The organism is Siccirubricoccus deserti (assembly GCF_014283215.1).
Taxonomy (GTDB): domain Bacteria; phylum Pseudomonadota; class Alphaproteobacteria; order Acetobacterales; family Acetobacteraceae; genus Siccirubricoccus; species Siccirubricoccus deserti.
The window spans coordinates 263112-278051 of sequence record NZ_JACOMF010000002.1 but is presented as its reverse complement, the minus strand read 5'-3'; the positions used below and the strand labels follow the sequence as shown (position 1 = coordinate 278051).

Here is a 14940-nt window from a genome sequence, read left to right as displayed (position 1 = left end):
ACGCCGGGATCTTGGAGAGACGCTTGTCCTGCCGGCGAGTTGAACGCATGTGTTCAAACGGGGGCACCCACCGGCCAATCCATTGACTGTAAAATGGAATTTCCGCAGTTGGCGCCTATAGGGCGGAGCCCGCGAACTTCCTTCCTCCGATCACGCCAGCCGCGCCCGCATGGCAGCCCAGGCGGCCAGGAAGCGGTCCGGTGCGTCCTCGGCGGCATTCCAGGGCAGCGAGATACGGATGCCGCTGCCGGCGGCGGTGCCGAAACCCATCGCTTCCAGCACATGGCTCCGCGCCACCTTGCCGGAGGAGCAGGCGGCGCCGGCCGAGACCCGCACCCCAGCCAGGTCCAGGGCGATCACCTGGGTTTCCGCCGCCACCCTGGGCAGCAGGATACAACTGGTATTGGGCAGCCGGGGAGCGCCGGCGCCGGCGATGACCACACCCTCGTCCAGCCCGGCCTCGATCCGGTCGCGCAATGCGGCCAGCCGGGTGCCGGCTTCGGGGTGCTGGGCCGGGTCGGCGGCGTCCAGCGCCGCGGCCAGGCCGGCGATGGCCGGCAGCGGCTCGGTCCCACCGCGCCGGCCGCGTTCCTGTCCACCGCCCGCGATCAGGGCCGGCAGGTCGAGCCCCGGCCGCAACAGCAGCGCCCCGGCGCCAGGCGGCCCGCCCAGCTTATGGCCGGAGAGTGCCAGGCTATCGGCTCCGGGCGGCAGTGCCACCCGCCCCGCCGCCTGCACCGCATCCACATGTAGCAGCGCGCCATGCTCGCGACAGAGCACGGCGATTGCGGCCAGCGGGTGCAGCACCCCGGTCTCGTTATTGGCCGCCATGGCGCAGACCAGGGCGGGGGGACCGCCCGAGAGGGCCGCGGCCAGCGCATCCAGGTCGAAGGTGCCGTCGGGCAGCACCGGCAGCCGCGAGGCCGCCGGCGCGGCGGCCAGCACCGCCGGGTGCTCGGTGGCGCCGACCAGCACCCGGCGGCCATGGCCGAGGCCGTGGATCGCCAGCGCGTTCGCCTCCGTCCCGCCAGCGGTGAAGACCACCTCCGTCAGGCCCAGGCGGCGGCCGCAGCGCGCCGTCACAGCCTCCCGCGCCGCTTCCAGCCGGCGGCGGGCCACCCGGCCGGCACCATGGACCGAGGAGGGATTGCCGCCGGCGTCCAGTGCCGCCAGCACCGCCTCTCGCGCCTCCGGCCGCAACGGCTCGGTCGCGTTGGCGTCGAGGTAGAGAGACATGGGGGCGGCCAGCTATTCCACCACTTCGGCCAGGCCCTGGCGCAGCGGGCACACCGCCCGGCCGGCGATATTGCCGGCGCAGATGTCGGCCAGGGTGACATTGGCCAGAAAAAGCCGGATCTGCTCGCCCAGTTCCGACCACAGGTCGTGGGTCAGGCAGCGCTTGCCGGCGAGGCAGCCCGGGGCATCCGCCTCGCAGCGGGTGGCACGCAGCGGTTCATCCACCGCATCGATGATGTCGGCCACGGCGATGGCGGTGGCGGCACGGGCCAGCCGGTAGCCGCCCCCCGGTCCGCGGGCCGAGGCCACCAGGCCGGCCCGCCGCAAATTCCCGAACAATTGTTCGAGATAGGCCAGGGACAGCAATTGCGCCTGTGCAATTTCAGCCAAGCTGACTGGCCGGTCCTCGGCTCGACCCGACGCGGCACCCGGCGGCTGGCCTGGAGTCTCGTTCAGGTGCAACCCGACGTTGCCTGCCTGTTGGCGGGTCGCCAATTCGACCATTGCCATGACGGCATAGCGACCACGGGTAGAGAGTCGCATGGGTTAACCCCTGCTATTAGGCGTCTCGGAAGCCAGAATCATGGCCACATGCAGTAACATTCGGGGCCATGCCTTGAATCCGTTATGAAACCCGTCGCTGACTATCTATATTGGGGGTGCCCCCGGGTCCAGGAGCCTGTCCTGGGGCGCCTGTGCACGATCGGAGCCGCATGTCCTCGATACGATCGCCCCGCAAGGGCATCGAACAGGAACGTTATTTTGTCCGACTGCCCCAGTCAACCATTGGGGTGGTCCGGACGGGTGGCGGTGCGGCCTTGAGGACGTGGATGGGCTTTTGGTGCGATGAATATCCCGCGGCATCCATCCGAACCGCGCGACATTCGCAGCAAGCCAGCCAGGTCTTCCCAACCAAGCGTCGGTGCGCGCTTGGCCTGTCGGCGGGTATGAGCAATCCCTATCTCCCGGCAGCCCAGACGCGCACGGCACAACCGGAATTGGACCCAAGGGACGATGCCTGAGGTCATGTTCGCCGGCCCTGACGGCCGGCTTGAAGGCCGCTACCACCACTCGAAGCAGGCAAATGCGCCGGTGGCGTTGATATTGCACCCGCATCCGCTGCACGGCGGCACGATGAACAACCGGGTGATCCATGCCCTTTACCAACGTTTCCAGGCCATGGGGTTTTCCACCCTCAGATTTAATTTTCGTGGAGTGGGACGCAGCCAGGGGCGTTACGACGGAGGCATCGGCGAGATCTCCGATGCCGCGGCGGCGCTTGACTTCCTCCAGGCGGTGAACCCGAACGCGCACAGCCTCTGGGTCGCCGGCTATTCCTTCGGCGCCTATGTCGGCATGCAGCTGCTGATGCGGCGGCCGGAGATGGGCGGCTTCGTCTCCATCAGCGCGCCGGCCAGCCACTACGACTTCGGCTTTCTCGCCCCCTGCCCGTGCAACGGCCTGATCCTGCACGGCGCGGAGGACGAGCTGGTGCCGGAATCCGCGGTGAAGAAGCTGGTGGACAAGCTGAACACCCAGCGCGGCATCACCATCGACTACCGGGTGATGCCAGCCGCCGGCCATGTCTTCACCCCGGAGCAGACCGAGAAGGTCGTCGATGCCGCCGAGGATCATGTGCTCTCGCGCATGAACCGCAGCCGCATGGCGCTGGCCGCCGACTGAGCCTCACGGGCGGCAAGGGGATGAAGGGCCGGCGGGACACCGCCGGCCCTTTCCATGTGACAAGAGGATCGGGCGGATGACGACACGCCGGTTGCTGCTCGGCGCTGCGGCCGCCTTGCCGCTCGGGCGCACCACCCGCGCCGCCGTCTGGCCGGACCGGCCGCTGACCATGCTGGTCGCCTTCGCCGCCGGCGGCCGCACCGACTTGGCCGCCCGCACCCTGGCCCGCTTCCTGGAAAAGGACCTTGGCCAGCCGGTGGTGGTGGTCAACCGGCCCGGCGCCGGCGGGGGGATCGGCTTCACTGAACTCGCCCGCGCCAAGCCCGACGGCCAGACCATCGGCTTCATCAACACGCCGCATATCGTCACCCTGCCGATCGAGCGGCGCACCCGCTTCCGGCTGGAGGATTTCAGCCCGATCGCCAACATCGTCGACGATCCCGGCGCCTTCTACGTGATGGCCGACAGCCGTTTCCGCGACCTGGCCGGGCTGATCGCCGCGGCCAGGGCGAAGCCGGAGGCGATCAGCTATGGCACCACCGGCATCGGCTCCGACGACCACCTGGCGATGCTGGCCTTCGAGCGGCAGGCCGGGGTGAAGCTGCTGCACGTGCCCTACAGCGGCAGCATCCAGGTGAAGCAGGCGCTGCTCGGACGGCAGATCGCCATCGCCTCGATGAATGTGGCGGAGGGGGTGCAGGAGATCCGGCAGGGGCTGGTGCGCATGCTGGGCCAGATGGGCGAGGCGCGCACCGCGGTGGCGCCGGATGCGCCGACCTTCCGCGAAGCCGGCCTCGATGTCGTCGAGGGCTCGATGCGCGGCGTCGCGGCGCCGGCCGGGGTGGCGCCGCCGGTGCTGGACCGGCTGTCGCTGGCGGTGCGGCACACCGTGGACAATGCGGAGTTCCAGGCACTGGCGGCGCAGCAGCTGCTGCCGCTGCGCTTCCTCGGGCCGGATGCCTACCGGGCCGAGCTCACCGCGCTGCGCGGCCGCTACCAGGTGCTGTGGGACGAGCATCCCTGGCTGGAGTAGAGCGGATCATCGGAAGGTGTGACTCTGCTCCGAGGGGTTAGCGCCGATGGCCAGCATCGTTGCGGCGTGGGCGAGGGCTTCGGTCAGTACCGGCCGGGCGACGACGCAGCCTTGATGCCGCTGATCGATCTGGCCAAGGGCGCCTGCGGTTTCCACGCCGCCGACCCGGTGCAGATGCAGGCGGCGGCACGGCAGGCGCATGTGGCGGAGGCGGCGCTGGGCTGACGGAAGGATGGTGCCGGCTCAGCCGCCGCGTGCGGCGATGGCAAACTCGGCCCGTCCCAACTGCCGGTCGATTTCGTACCAGACGGTCAGCACCCCGCCCCGCACACCGGCGGGCAGATCGCGGATGAGAAGGTAGGCGGTTTTCGGTGCATCCGGCTCCAGCCGGACGCTTCTTGCCCCGACCGGGCCGCTGCGGCCGAAGTTCACCCCTGCGGTGTAGGTCATGCGGCTGCCCACCGGAGTGAAGGCGGAGTTGGCGCGCGCCGAATTGGCGTCGCCCATCAGCCGGAACAGGATGCTGCGCTCCTTGGCCGTCACGCTGATGTCGCAGCGCATCGAGCGATGCGCTTCGGCGCATTGCAGCAACTCGACGGTCACCGCCCTGGTGGTCTGCACCGGCGCGGCGCTGCCGGAAGGCGCGGGGCTTGGTGTCCCGTAGTAGATGGTGACATTCCCAGTTACGCCGGAAAAATTCGGGCTGTTGCGGCCATGCGTGCTCTGGGATTGAGCGTGAAGGTCGCCCGCGGGAGCCAGGAATGCGAGCAGAGCCAGGCAGCCGGCCCCTACTGGCCGCCTCATGGCTTGCCGTAATTCAGGTTCACCGGACCGTTCACGCCGCTGATGTTCGGCGAGTTCGGGCCGTAGGTGGTCTGGGGAGCGGGCGGCGCGGGCGCTGGCGTCTGGAGGGGCGGTGGCGCGGTGACGGCCGGCTCGCCCGGGCCATTGGCTGGCCAGACATGAACATCATTGAGGTACGCCAGAACCCCGGCGCCCGAGCCGATCAGCGCGATCAGCACGCCCAGGACCTCAACCGATTTTTCCCGCGGCAACGACATGCGGAGCATCTCCGGAGAATTTCCGGGAATAGTATACCGAACCTCAGCGGCCGGGCGCACATCCGCGGGAGAAGAGCCGCCGCCCCGGCGGCCGTCGCTACTGCCACAGCCAGGACATCAGCATCCCGCCTTCCGTCCACAGCCGGTTCGGCCCGCGCTCCATCCCCAGCACCTTGCCCGGGCCGCGCTCGAACACCTCGCCGTAATTGCCGACCTGCCGCACCACCTCGAAGGCCCAGCCCGCGGGCAGGCCCCAGCCGGTGCCGACATTCTCGGTCAGGCCGAGGAAGCGGCGGATCTTCGGGTCCTGCGTCGTCTCCCGGATACGAGCGACATTCTCCCGCGTCAGGCCCATCTCCTCCGCCTGGATCAGCGCGAAGACCGCCCAGCGGGTCAGCGAAGCCCATTCCGGGTCGCCGTTCCGCACCAGCACGCCATGCGGTTCCTTGAAGATGATGTCGGGCAGCAGCACCAGCGCATCCGGGTCAGGCGCCGCGGTGCGGTTGCCCGAGAGATTGATCATGTCGTTGCTGATCGCGTCGCAGCGGCCGGCCAGGAAGGCCTGCAGGATGGTGGGCGGGGTGTCGAAGGGGATGGTGCTGATGCGCAGGTTCTTCTGCCGCGCCCAATCCGCCAGGTTGCGCTCGATCTCGCTGGCCTGGGTGGCGCAGAAGGTGGCGCCGTCCAGCTGCTCCGCCCGGGTGATGTTGAGGCGGCGATGCACCAGCACGCCCTGGCCGGTGAAGAAATGCGGCACGGTGATGCTCAGCCCGAGCTGGCTGTCGCGCGCCACGGTCAGCGCCGTGGTGCGGCTCAGCATGTCCGCCTCGCCGGATTGCAGCGCGGTGAAGCGCGTCGCGGCGGTGGTGGGGACGAAATGCACCTTGCCGGCATCGCCGAAGACCGCGGCGGCGACGGCGCGGCAGATATCGGTGTCGAAGCCGCGCCAGAGGCCTTGGGCATCCGGCTGCGACATGCCGGCAAGCCCGGTGGAGACGGCGCAGCGCACCACCCCATTCCGGCGCACCGCATCCAGCGTGGTGCCGGCCTGCGCCATGCCGGCCAGCCCTGCCCACCCCAGCCCCATCAGCAGCCCGGCCATCCAGCGACGCATCCGCAGCCTCCCGCCATGCCGCAACCGGATCGAGCATGCCGGGACGCCGGGGACGCCGCCAGCCCAATCCGATGACCGCCCGGTTGCGCGGCCGCGCCCGTTATGGTCCGATCCACCGCAAGGATGCCGCAACAACAAGCGGCCATCGGGAGGAGCTTCATGCAGCGACGCGCCCTGCTTGCCGGGATGGCCAGCATTCCCCTCGCCCGCCCGGCGATTGCCCAGAGCTATCCCGACCGCCCGCTGACCATGGTCATCGCCTTCCCGGCCGGTGGCGGCACCGATATCGCGGCGCGGCCACTGGCGCGGATCATGGAGAAGTACCTCGGCCAGCCCGTGGTGATCACCAACCGGCCCGGCGCCGCCGGCGAGATCGGCTTCACCGAACTCGCCCGCAGCAAGCCGGATGGCTACACCATCGGCTTCATCAACACCCCGACCATCGTCACCATCCCGATCGAGCGGCCACAGGCACGCTTCCGGCTGGACGACTTCTCCCCGGTGCTGAACATCGTGGACGACCCCGGTGCCATCTGGGTGGTGCCGGACAGCCCGATCCGCAATGTCGCCGATCTGGTGGCGGAAGCGAAGAAGCGGCCGGGCCAGGTCAGCTACGGCACTTCCGGCATCGGCTCCGACGACCATCTGGCGGTGCTGGCGCTGGAACGGGTGACCGGCACCAAATTCCTGCACGTGCCCTTCGCCGGCGGCGCTCCGGTGCGCACCGCGACCATCGCCAAGCAGATCGACCTCGCCGTCACCAACATCGGCGAGGCGATCGGCGATTTCCGCCAGGGGCTGTTCCGCCCGATCGGCCAGATGGGCACGACGCGCTGGCCGGTGATGGCGGATGTGCCAACCTTCCGCGAACAGGGCTTCGACGTGGTGGAGGGCTCGATGCGCGGCCTTGCCGCCCCGGCCGGCCTGCCGCGCCCGGTGCTGGACCGCATCGTGGATGCGGCGCGCAAGGCGGCGAATGATCCGGAATGGCAGGTGGTGGCGACCCAACTCGCCCTGCCGCTGCGCATCCTCGGGCCGGACGAGTACCGGGCGGAGCTGGTGGCGATGAAGACGCATTACGAAAAGCTCTGGGCGGCGCATCCCTGGCGGGACTGATCGGCGGCTGGGAAAGCGGGGGGCGCGTTCGCCAACCGTCACGGCCGGAGTTGACCCGGCCATCCCAGGCTGCTGATGCCTCGGCGGAACCGGATGCACGGGCCAAGCCCGGGCGGGCCAGCTCTTCCGCACCCGCACGGAATTCCGCACCGGCCGGAGGATGGACCCGGCCTCAAGCCCGCCCCATATCCCTGCCATGGACCTCGACTTCTCGGACGCCGAGCTGCACCGCTACTCCCGCCATATCCTGCTGCAGGATGTCGGCGCCATCGGCCAGGCGAAGCTGCGTGCGGCGCGGGTGCTGGTGATCGGCGCCGGCGGGCTCGGCGCGCCGCTGACGCTCTATCTCGCGGCGGCCGGGGTCGGCACCATCGGGCTGGTCGACCACGACACGCTGGAGCTTTCCAACCTGCAGCGCCAGGTGGTCCACGCCACCGCCCGGATCGGTCGCAACAAGGCCGAAAGCGCCGCCGAGACCCTGACCGCGCTGAACCCCGAGGTGCGGGTCGAGACCCATTCCATCCGTCTGGACGCCGAAACCGCCCGGGCGCTGATCCCGCGCTACGACATCATCTGCGACGGCACCGATAATTTCGCCACCCGCTTCCTGCTGGGCGATGCCTGCCATTTGCTCGGCCGGCCGTTGGTCTCGGCCGCGGTGCTGCGCTTCGAGGGGCAGCTCTCGACCTACAAATCCCACCTCGGCCCGCCCCATCCCTGCCATCGCTGCCTGCATCCGGAACCGCCGCCGGACGGGCTGGTGCCCTCCTGCTCGGAAGCCGGCGTGCTCGGTGCCGTCACCGGGGTGATGGGCACCCTGCAGGCCACGGAGGTGCTGAAGGAGATCATGGGCATCGGCGAGGGCATGTCCGGCCGGCTGCTGCTGTGGGATGCGCTCGACACCCGCTTCCGCACGGTGAAGCTGCGGCGCGATCCCGGCTGCGCCCTGTGCGGCGAGGCGGCCACCATCCGCGACCTCTCGGCTCATGCCGCGCCGCCGCCGCTGGTCTGCGTCGCCGGATGAGGCCGCTTGGCATCCTGCTGCTCTCGGGCGGGCATGAGCGGGCGCATTACGCGCTGGTGATGGCGACCGCAGCAGCCGCGCTCGGCCGCGACGTCACCCTCTTCGCCACCAACGCCGGCTGCCGGCTGTTTCTCGCCCCCTCTCCGCTGCTGGCGGATGCGCGGGAGGCGGTGCTGGCGGAGCGTGGCGTCGCGACCCTGGCGGTACTGCTGGAGGCGGCCGGGGAGCTCGGCCTGCGCCGCATCGCCTGCGAGGCGGGGCTGCGGGCCGAAGGATTGGCCGGCGGCGCCCTGGCGCCCGGGGTGGAGGTGGCTGGTGTGGCCACCTTCCTGGCGGCAGTGGGCGAAGGGCAGATGCTGTCTCTGTAGCGCCGGGCGCCGCAGCCCCGATCCTGGTGTCTGGTCGCCTGCTCCACACCTCTGGTTGATCCCGCATCGGATGATCACACCGCAGGCTGTGCTTGACCCAAATCGCCCTTTCGGGCGATGCCCTTCCGGTGATCCCACGACTCATTTCCCCGCCCACCGCCTGGCTACCGCTGCTTGCGTGGCTGGTGCTGGCGCCGCCGGCACTGGCGCAGAGCAGCCTCGGCCAGGCGGGCAGCCTGCCGCCGCCGACCCCGCCGCGGGGGGCCGAGCCCGCCCCTGCGGCCCCGGCGCGCCGGCCAGCCTCGCCCACTGCGCCGCGGGCCGCCGCCCCGCCACCGGCGACACGGCCTGCCACCAACCCCCGCCCGCCCCAGGCGACGGCGCCGACGCCCCGCCCCGCGCCGGTGATCAAGCCACTCCGCTCCGGCGCGCCACGCCGCGTCGGCCAGCCGCCCCAGCCTTCGGATGCGCCGCCTGCCACTCCGCCGGGGGGGAGCAATGCCCGCCGCCGCGCAGCCGGGGCCGCTGTCGGCGGAGCTGCCGCCGTGGCTGGCGCCGCCGCCGTGGCCCGCCCGCCGGAGCCCGCCCGCCCGGCCGAGCCGCCACCGCCCCCCACCCCCCGGGTCGGCACCGCCACCGGCCTGCCGCTGCCGCGCTTCGCGGCCCTCGGCTCCAACCAGGTGAACCTGCGGGTCGGGCCGGACCTCCGCTACCCGATCGAATGGACCTACCAGCGCAAGGACCTGCCGGTGCAGATCGTCGATGAGCACCAGAACTGGCGCCGCATCCGCGATTCCGAGGGCACCGAGGGCTGGGTCCAGCGGCCGCTGCTCACCAGCCGCCGGACCTTCCTGGTACAGGGCCATGAACGGGTGATGCGCCGCGCGCCGGAAGAGGGCGCCGCCGAGGTCGCCCGGCTGCGCCCTGGTGTCATCGGCCGGGTGCGCCATTGCGGGGCCGGCGAGCAATGGTGCGAGGTGCAGGTCGCCGACTATCGCGGCTGGATCAGGCGCAACGAGCTGTTCGGCGTGGCCGGGGATGAGGAGGTGAAGTGACCGGCCGCATACCGGCGGGCAGGCGTGGACGCCGCCCCCGAACCTGATCTAGCCTCGCCGCATGAGCGACGTCGAACCCACCCCCGCCATCCATGACATCGGCGGCCTCAGCCGCTTCCGCTGCACCCCGGTGGAGCACGACGAGGCGCCGCCGGATGCCTTCGGCAAGCGGGTCGATGCGCTGCGCCAGATTTTGGCGCAGAAGAAAATGATGACGGTGGACGAGTTGCGCCGGGGGATCGAGGCGATCCCCGAGGAGGAGTACTTCTCCCTCACCTATTACGAGCGCTGGCTGACCAGCATCACCAGCCTGCTGATCGAGAAGGGCGTCGTGACCCCGGAGGAGCTGAAATGACCGAGGCGCGCTTCGCCCCGGGTGACCGCGTCCGGGTGAGATACGACTGGCCGGAACAGCGGCCGCAGCCCAACGGCCTGCCCTCGGCGCATATCCGCACGCCGCATTACCTGCGCGGGCGGCTGGGCACGGTGCAGGCGGTGCTCGGCAGCTTCGCCAACCCCGAGGACCTTGCCTTCGCCCGGCCGGCACCGAAGCGCGCGCTGTACCATGTGCTGTTCGACCAGCCACCGATCTGGAACGAGGGCGCGCCGGGCGACAGCCTGCTGGTCGAGATCTTCGAGCATTGGCTGGAACCACTGGAATCCCAGGAGCAAGCGGCATGATGCCCGCCGATTCACGCCTCCGCACCATGCGGCGCTCCAGCGACCGGAGGGCTGCATGAGCGCCCCCGCCCGCCCGCAATCCATCGCCCATCTGGAACGCCTGATCGCCGCGCTGACCGCCAGGGGCCTCGTCTCCGAAGCGGAGCTGGCAGCGCGGCAGGCCAGCACCGACCGCGCGAGCCCCGAGGTCGGCGCCCGCATGGTCGCCCGCGCCTGGCTTGACCCGGAATGGCGCGCCCTCATGCTGCGCGACGGTGCTGCGGCGGCCGAGCAGATGGGCGTTTCCATGGCCGGCGCCCCGCCGCTCGGCGTGCTGGAGGATACTCCCACCCTCCACCACCTGGTGGTCTGCACCCTCTGTTCCTGCTACCCGCGCGCCGTGCTCGGCTACCCGCCGAGCTGGTACAAGAGTTTCGAGTACCGCTCCCGCGCGGTGCGGGAGCCGCGGGCGGTGCTGGCGGAATGGGGCACCACCCTGCCGCCCGGCACCCGGCTCCGGGTGGTGGACAGCACCGCCGACTACCGCTGGATGGTCCTGCCGCTGCGCCCCGCCGGGACCGAGGGCTGGTCGGAGGATCGGCTCGCCGCCCTGGTCACGCGTGACGCGCTGGTCGGGGTTGCGTTGCCGCAGGTGCCGACGGCCCTCGCCGCCGAGTAGCCTGCGGTCGCCGCTGCGGCGGATCAGCTCGGCATTGCGCCATCCTGGGCCGCGCGATGCCCAAGGATTGCGGGAGGACGGCATCAGCACCATCGGCGATTTTCGCGGCCTGGGCGCGGTCGCGGCCCTGCGGCGCGCGCGGCGCCGGCACGCCGGCGTTACGCCCGGCCCCGATGCAACCCCGCCGTCCTTCCACGGGTAGCATCGCGTGGCCCTGCCTGCCGACCAGGATGGTCTGCCGATGCCCCGCCGCGTGCTTGCGGTGGTGGCGATCTCCACCTCCATCGCCATGACGGTGCTGGACAGCTCCATGCTCAACGTGGCGCTGCCGGGCATTGCGCGCGACCTCGGCATCCCGCCCGCCTCGGCGACCTGGCTGCTGACCGCTTACCAGCTGACCGTCGTCACCACCCTGCTGCCGCTGGCCTCGCTCGGTGAATCGCTCGGCTTTCGCCGGGTGTTCCTGGCCGGCTTCCTGCTGTTCGCGGCGGCCGCGCTGGGCGCCTCGCTGGCCGGCAGCTTCGAGGCGCTGCTCGGCTTCCGCATCCTGCAGGGCCTCGGCTCCTCGGCGGTGATGAGCCTGACGGCAGGGCTGATCCGCCACACCTACCCGGCGCGGGAGCTCGGCCGGGCGCTCGGCATTAACGCCATGGTGGTGGCGGTCTCCGGCGCCTCGGCGCCGAGCCTGGCGGCGGCCATCCTGGCGGTGGCGCCCTGGCCGGTGCTGTTCGCGGTGAACGTGCCGGTCAGCCTGTTCGGCATCGTCATCGGGCTGCGGGCGCTGCCCAACCACCCCGGCACGCACCGCCGCTTCGACTGGCCAAGCGCCGGGCTGAACGTGCTGGCCCTCGGGCTGTTCTTCCTCGGCCTCGGCCTGGTGTTGCATGCGCCAGTGCCGGCGATGGTGCTGATGGCCGGCGGCCTCGCCACTGGCTTCGTGCTGGTGCGGCGGCAATTGTCGCGGCCGGCGCCGCTGCTGCCGGTGGACCTGCTGCGGATCCCGGTGATTGCGATCTCGGTGCTGGCCTCGGTCTGCGCCTTCAGCGCCTGGTACGCCAGCTTCGTCTCGCTCCCCTTCCTGCTGCAGTCGGCCGGGTTCAGCCAGGTGGAGACCGGGCTGGTGATGACGCCCTGGCCGCTGGGCATGGCGATCGCCGCGCCGCTGGCCGGCAGGCTCTCGGACCGGGTGCCGACGGCGCTGCTCTGCACCGCCGGCATGGCAGCGCTGGCGAGCGGGCTGCTGCTGATCTCCGTGCTGCCGGTGGTCGGCTGGGTGGTGCTGCTGGGGGCGACAATGGCGCTGTGCGGCGCTGGCTTCGGCTGCTTCTCCACCCCCAACAACCGCACCATGATCGGTTCCACGCCGAAGACCCGCAGCGGAAGCGCCGGGGGCATGCAGGCGACGGCGCGGCTGCTGGGAACGACGCTCGGCACCACGGTGGTGGCGCTGTGCTTTCAGCTCGCGGGGCCGGATGGAGCGTTCTCGGGGCCGCGGGTGGCACTGATGGCCGGCATCGGCTTTGCCATGGCGGCGGGGGCGCTCAGCCTGTCGCGGCGGTAGGGCAACGGGCCGGCCCGAACGCCCTTCTACGCGCCGTGCCCAGTGGCACGAACCAGGCAGATCGAAGATTTGCGCCGGCGCTTGAGGAAAGCTGAAGGTGCCGGCGTTCAGGTCCGTTATCAGGCAAAAAAAGGGGGCCGATGGTTTCCCATCGGCCCCAAGTGGTGATCTGGAACCCAGCCCCAGGCTGCGGCAAGAGATCACTGGGAGGAGACGTCCAAGGCATCGCCTGAACGCATACAATCTACTCTTTTCACGGCGGCGTGAGAAGCACAAAATCGTGAAAGCACGGTAATTTCTATTGTGATGAAGCCGTTATCATGCCGATGGCGGCGATGCCTTCGAAGGGGAACGCATGAGCATTGCCGCTGACCAGGGCTGGGCGCGGGTCGGGCCGGACCGTGTGCTGCGGCTGGGCCGCGAGGCTTGGCGCTGCGCCCTGGGCTGCGGCGGGCTGCGCCCCGACAAGGCGGAAGGCGACGGCGCCACCCCAATCGGCGCGCTGCCGCTGCGCCGGGTGTTCTATCGGGCCGACCGCGTCGCACGGCCCGCCTGCCTAGTGCCGGTCGAGCCGCTGGCGCCCGAGGATGGCTGGTGCGACGACCCCGCGCATGCCGACTACAACCGCCATATCCGCCTGCCGCACCCGGCACGGCACGAGGCGCTGTGGCGGGAGGACGGGCTCTACGACATCATTGGTGTATTGGGGTGGAATGACACGCCGGTTATCCGGAACAGGGGCAGCGCCATCTTTCTTCACCTTGCCCGGCCCGATCTGGCGCCGACCGATGGCTGCATCGCGTTGACAGAACGCGATATGCGGGCAGTGCTCGCCCAGCTGACCGGACTCACGGTGATGGCCGATCCATGATCTCGTAGACCTGACTCATGGGCCTTTGTCGTGTTTCCACCGGCGCGCGGGGCCCGCGTCAGCCGCGGCTGCCGAAGATCGCCGAGCCTATCCGCACATGGGTGGCACCGCAGGCGATCGCCGCCTCGAAATCCGCGCTCATGCCCATGGACAGCACACCGAGCCCATGGCGCGCCGCCAGCCCGGCAAGCCAGTCGAAATGCGGCCGCGGGTCGCCCTCGACCGGGGGGATGCACATCAGCCCGGTCACCGGCAGCCCATGCTCTTCCCGGCAGGCGCGCAGGAAATCCGCCGCCTCGGCACGCGGGACGCCGGCCTTCTGCGGCTCGTCGCCGACATTGACCTGCACCAGCACCGCGGGCCGCCGCGCCTCCTGCGCCATCGCCGCGGCGAGGGCGGTGGCCAGCCGCGGCCGGTCCAGGCTTTCGATCACATCGGCCAGCCGCACCGCCTCGCGCGCCTTGTTGGTCTGCAGCGCGCCGATCAGGTGCAGCCGCAGCGCCGGCCAATCCGGCCGCAAGGCGGGGAATTTCGCCGCCGCCTCCTGCACCCGGTTCTCCCCGAACACCGCCTGCCCGGCGCGGAGCGCCTCCACCACCGCTTCGGCCGGATGGGTCTTCGAGACGGCGACCAGGGTGACGCTGCCGGCCGGGCGGTTGGCGCGGTCGGTGGCCTCGGCGATCCTGGCGCGGATCTGGGCGAGGCTGGCCGGAATGGATGCGGTGGAGGACATGCGGTGCGGACGCTAGAGGCTGCCGCCCGCCGGCTCAAGCTGGCCGGCCCCGGCACGCCGGCCGGGGGCCGGGTGACCGGCCGGCTGCGCTGGCCCTGGCGGCTGCCCGGGCTCTGGCTGCTGTCGGACCCGCGGCGGCTGCCGGACCCACGGGCGGCGGCGGCGCGGCTGCCGCCCGGCGCCGCTGTGGTGGCGCGCGACCTGGCGCCGGCGGTGCTGGCCGGGCTGGCGGCGGTGGCGCGGCGCCGCCGCCTGCTGCTGCTGGTGGCCGGCGAAGGACGGCTGGCACTGCGCCACGGCGCCGGGCTGCTGCTGCCGGACCGCCGGCCGACCACCGGCCTGCCGGCCTTCCTGGCGGCGCGCCGGCGGCATCGCCTGGTGCTGCTGGCGGCGGCGCATGGCCGGGCCGGGCTGGCCCGGGCCAGACGGCTCGGCGCCGATGCCGTGCTGCTCTCGCCGGTTTTCCCCACCGCGAGCCATCCAGGGGCGCCGGCGCTGGGGCCGCTGCGCTGGGCCGCGCTGGCGGCGCGCGGCGGCCGGCCGGCAGTGGCGCTCGGCGGCGTGGCGGGGGGGAATGCCGGGCGGCTTCCGGCCCGGACCGCCGGCCTGGCCGCCATCGGCGGCTTCGCGTAACCGCCCTGCATCAAAGGGCTGTTGCGTCCTCGCCACAGTGTTTCAGCGAAGTCGCGGTACAGGCATGAGGCCGGTTGCCGGACTTTGTTCCGCTGCCCCATAGTCCGCCGCAG

The 14940-nt window shown here is 71.2% G+C and carries 19 protein-coding genes; 13 read left to right on the top strand and 6 right to left on the bottom strand.

All coding sequences use genetic code 11. From position 1 onward, the window contains the following. Nucleotides 1-150: 150 nt before the first annotated feature. Nucleotides 151-1236: a cysteine desulfurase family protein gene (locus H7965_RS03015; RefSeq protein ID WP_186769040.1), complete on the bottom strand. Its 1086-nt coding sequence runs from the start codon at nt 1234-1236 to the stop codon at nt 151-153. Nucleotides 1237-1248: 12 nt separating this feature from the next. Beyond that, the gene (locus H7965_RS03010; RefSeq protein WP_390624549.1) at nt 1249-1740 is read right to left on the bottom strand and encodes an Rrf2 family transcriptional regulator; all 492 of its coding nucleotides are present in this window, start codon (nt 1738-1740) and stop codon (nt 1249-1251) included. Between the two features lie 510 nt (nt 1741-2250). On the opposite strand from H7965_RS03010, the gene H7965_RS03005 reads away from it, so the two are divergent. The 3 genes from H7965_RS03005 (at nt 2251) to H7965_RS02995 (ending at nt 4177) form a co-directional block, all read left to right on the top strand. After that, nucleotides 2251-2919, top strand: a complete 669-nt coding sequence (locus H7965_RS03005; protein ID WP_186769038.1) for an alpha/beta hydrolase — start codon at nt 2251-2253, stop codon at nt 2917-2919. Nucleotides 2920-2995: 76 nt separating this feature from the next. Next, the gene (locus H7965_RS03000; RefSeq protein ID WP_186769037.1) at nt 2996-3952 is read left to right on the top strand and encodes a tripartite tricarboxylate transporter substrate binding protein; all 957 of its coding nucleotides are present in this window, start codon (nt 2996-2998) and stop codon (nt 3950-3952) included. 66 nt (nt 3953-4018) lie between these two features. Further along, on the top strand, nt 4019-4177 hold the full coding sequence (locus tag H7965_RS02995) for a LamB/YcsF family protein (protein WP_229682408.1): 159 nt from the start codon (nt 4019-4021) through the stop codon (nt 4175-4177). A gap of 18 nt (nt 4178-4195) precedes the next feature. Here H7965_RS02995 and H7965_RS02990 read toward each other — a convergent pair whose 3' ends face one another. From H7965_RS02990 to H7965_RS02980, 3 genes are all read right to left on the bottom strand, one after another. Continuing rightward, the gene (locus tag H7965_RS02990; RefSeq protein ID WP_186769036.1) at nt 4196-4573 is read right to left on the bottom strand and encodes a hypothetical protein; all 378 of its coding nucleotides are present in this window, start codon (nt 4571-4573) and stop codon (nt 4196-4198) included. A 179-nt stretch (nt 4574-4752) separates the two neighbouring features. Continuing rightward, on the bottom strand, nt 4753-5022 hold the full coding sequence (locus H7965_RS02985) for a hypothetical protein (RefSeq protein ID WP_186769035.1): 270 nt from the start codon (nt 5020-5022) through the stop codon (nt 4753-4755). Between the two features lie 88 nt (nt 5023-5110). After that, nucleotides 5111-6127 carry an amino acid ABC transporter substrate-binding protein gene (locus H7965_RS02980; RefSeq protein ID WP_186769034.1) on the bottom strand — a complete coding sequence of 339 codons (1017 nt, stop codon included), beginning with the start codon at nt 6125-6127 and terminating at the stop codon, nt 5111-5113. Between the two features lie 159 nt (nt 6128-6286). Here H7965_RS02980 and H7965_RS02975 point away from each other — a divergent pair, with 159 nt between their 5' ends. The 9 genes from H7965_RS02975 to H7965_RS02935 all read left to right on the top strand — a co-directional run bounded on the left by H7965_RS02975 (nt 6287) and on the right by H7965_RS02935 (nt 13461). After that, on the top strand, nt 6287-7243 hold the full coding sequence (locus tag H7965_RS02975; protein ID WP_186769033.1) for a Bug family tripartite tricarboxylate transporter substrate binding protein: 957 nt from the start codon (nt 6287-6289) through the stop codon (nt 7241-7243). Between the two features lie 196 nt (nt 7244-7439). Next, a complete protein-coding gene (locus H7965_RS02970) occupies nt 7440-8267 on the top strand; it encodes a HesA/MoeB/ThiF family protein (RefSeq protein WP_186769032.1) in 828 nt (275 codons plus the stop codon). Further along, nucleotides 8264-8635, top strand: coding sequence for a DsrE family protein (locus H7965_RS02965; protein WP_186769031.1), 372 nt, complete (start codon nt 8264-8266; stop codon nt 8633-8635). Before H7965_RS02970 ends, H7965_RS02965 begins: the two co-directional genes overlap by 4 nt. Before the next feature lie 92 nt (nt 8636-8727). Next, entirely contained in the window at nt 8728-9690 is a 963-nt protein-coding gene (locus tag H7965_RS02960; RefSeq protein WP_222440437.1) for an SH3 domain-containing protein, read from the top strand. A gap of 61 nt (nt 9691-9751) precedes the next feature. After that, the gene (locus H7965_RS31890; protein WP_186769030.1) at nt 9752-10045 is read left to right on the top strand and encodes an SH3-like domain-containing protein; all 294 of its coding nucleotides are present in this window, start codon (nt 9752-9754) and stop codon (nt 10043-10045) included. Beyond that, nucleotides 10042-10371, top strand: coding sequence for an SH3-like domain-containing protein (locus H7965_RS31885; protein ID WP_186769029.1), 330 nt, complete (start codon nt 10042-10044; stop codon nt 10369-10371). Before H7965_RS31890 ends, H7965_RS31885 begins: the two co-directional genes overlap by 4 nt. 55 nt (nt 10372-10426) lie before the next feature. Continuing rightward, on the top strand, nt 10427-11029 hold the full coding sequence (locus H7965_RS02945; RefSeq protein ID WP_186769028.1) for a nitrile hydratase subunit alpha: 603 nt from the start codon (nt 10427-10429) through the stop codon (nt 11027-11029). A gap of 241 nt (nt 11030-11270) precedes the next feature. After that, nucleotides 11271-12590 carry an MFS transporter gene (locus H7965_RS02940; RefSeq protein ID WP_186769027.1) on the top strand — a complete coding sequence of 440 codons (1320 nt, stop codon included), beginning with the start codon at nt 11271-11273 and terminating at the stop codon, nt 12588-12590. A 355-nt stretch (nt 12591-12945) separates the two neighbouring features. Then, a complete protein-coding gene (locus tag H7965_RS02935; RefSeq protein ID WP_186769026.1) occupies nt 12946-13461 on the top strand; it encodes a L,D-transpeptidase family protein in 516 nt (171 codons plus the stop codon). 58 nt (nt 13462-13519) lie between these two features. Here H7965_RS02935 and H7965_RS02930 read toward each other — a convergent pair whose 3' ends face one another. Next, entirely contained in the window at nt 13520-14194 is a 675-nt protein-coding gene (locus H7965_RS02930; protein WP_186769025.1) for a YggS family pyridoxal phosphate-dependent enzyme, read from the bottom strand. Between the two features lie 3 nt (nt 14195-14197). Between H7965_RS02930 and H7965_RS02925 the strand changes: the two genes are divergently transcribed. Next, nucleotides 14198-14827: a thiamine phosphate synthase gene (locus H7965_RS02925; RefSeq protein WP_229682407.1), complete on the top strand. Its 630-nt coding sequence runs from the start codon at nt 14198-14200 to the stop codon at nt 14825-14827. Nucleotides 14828-14940: the final 113 nt, after the last annotated feature.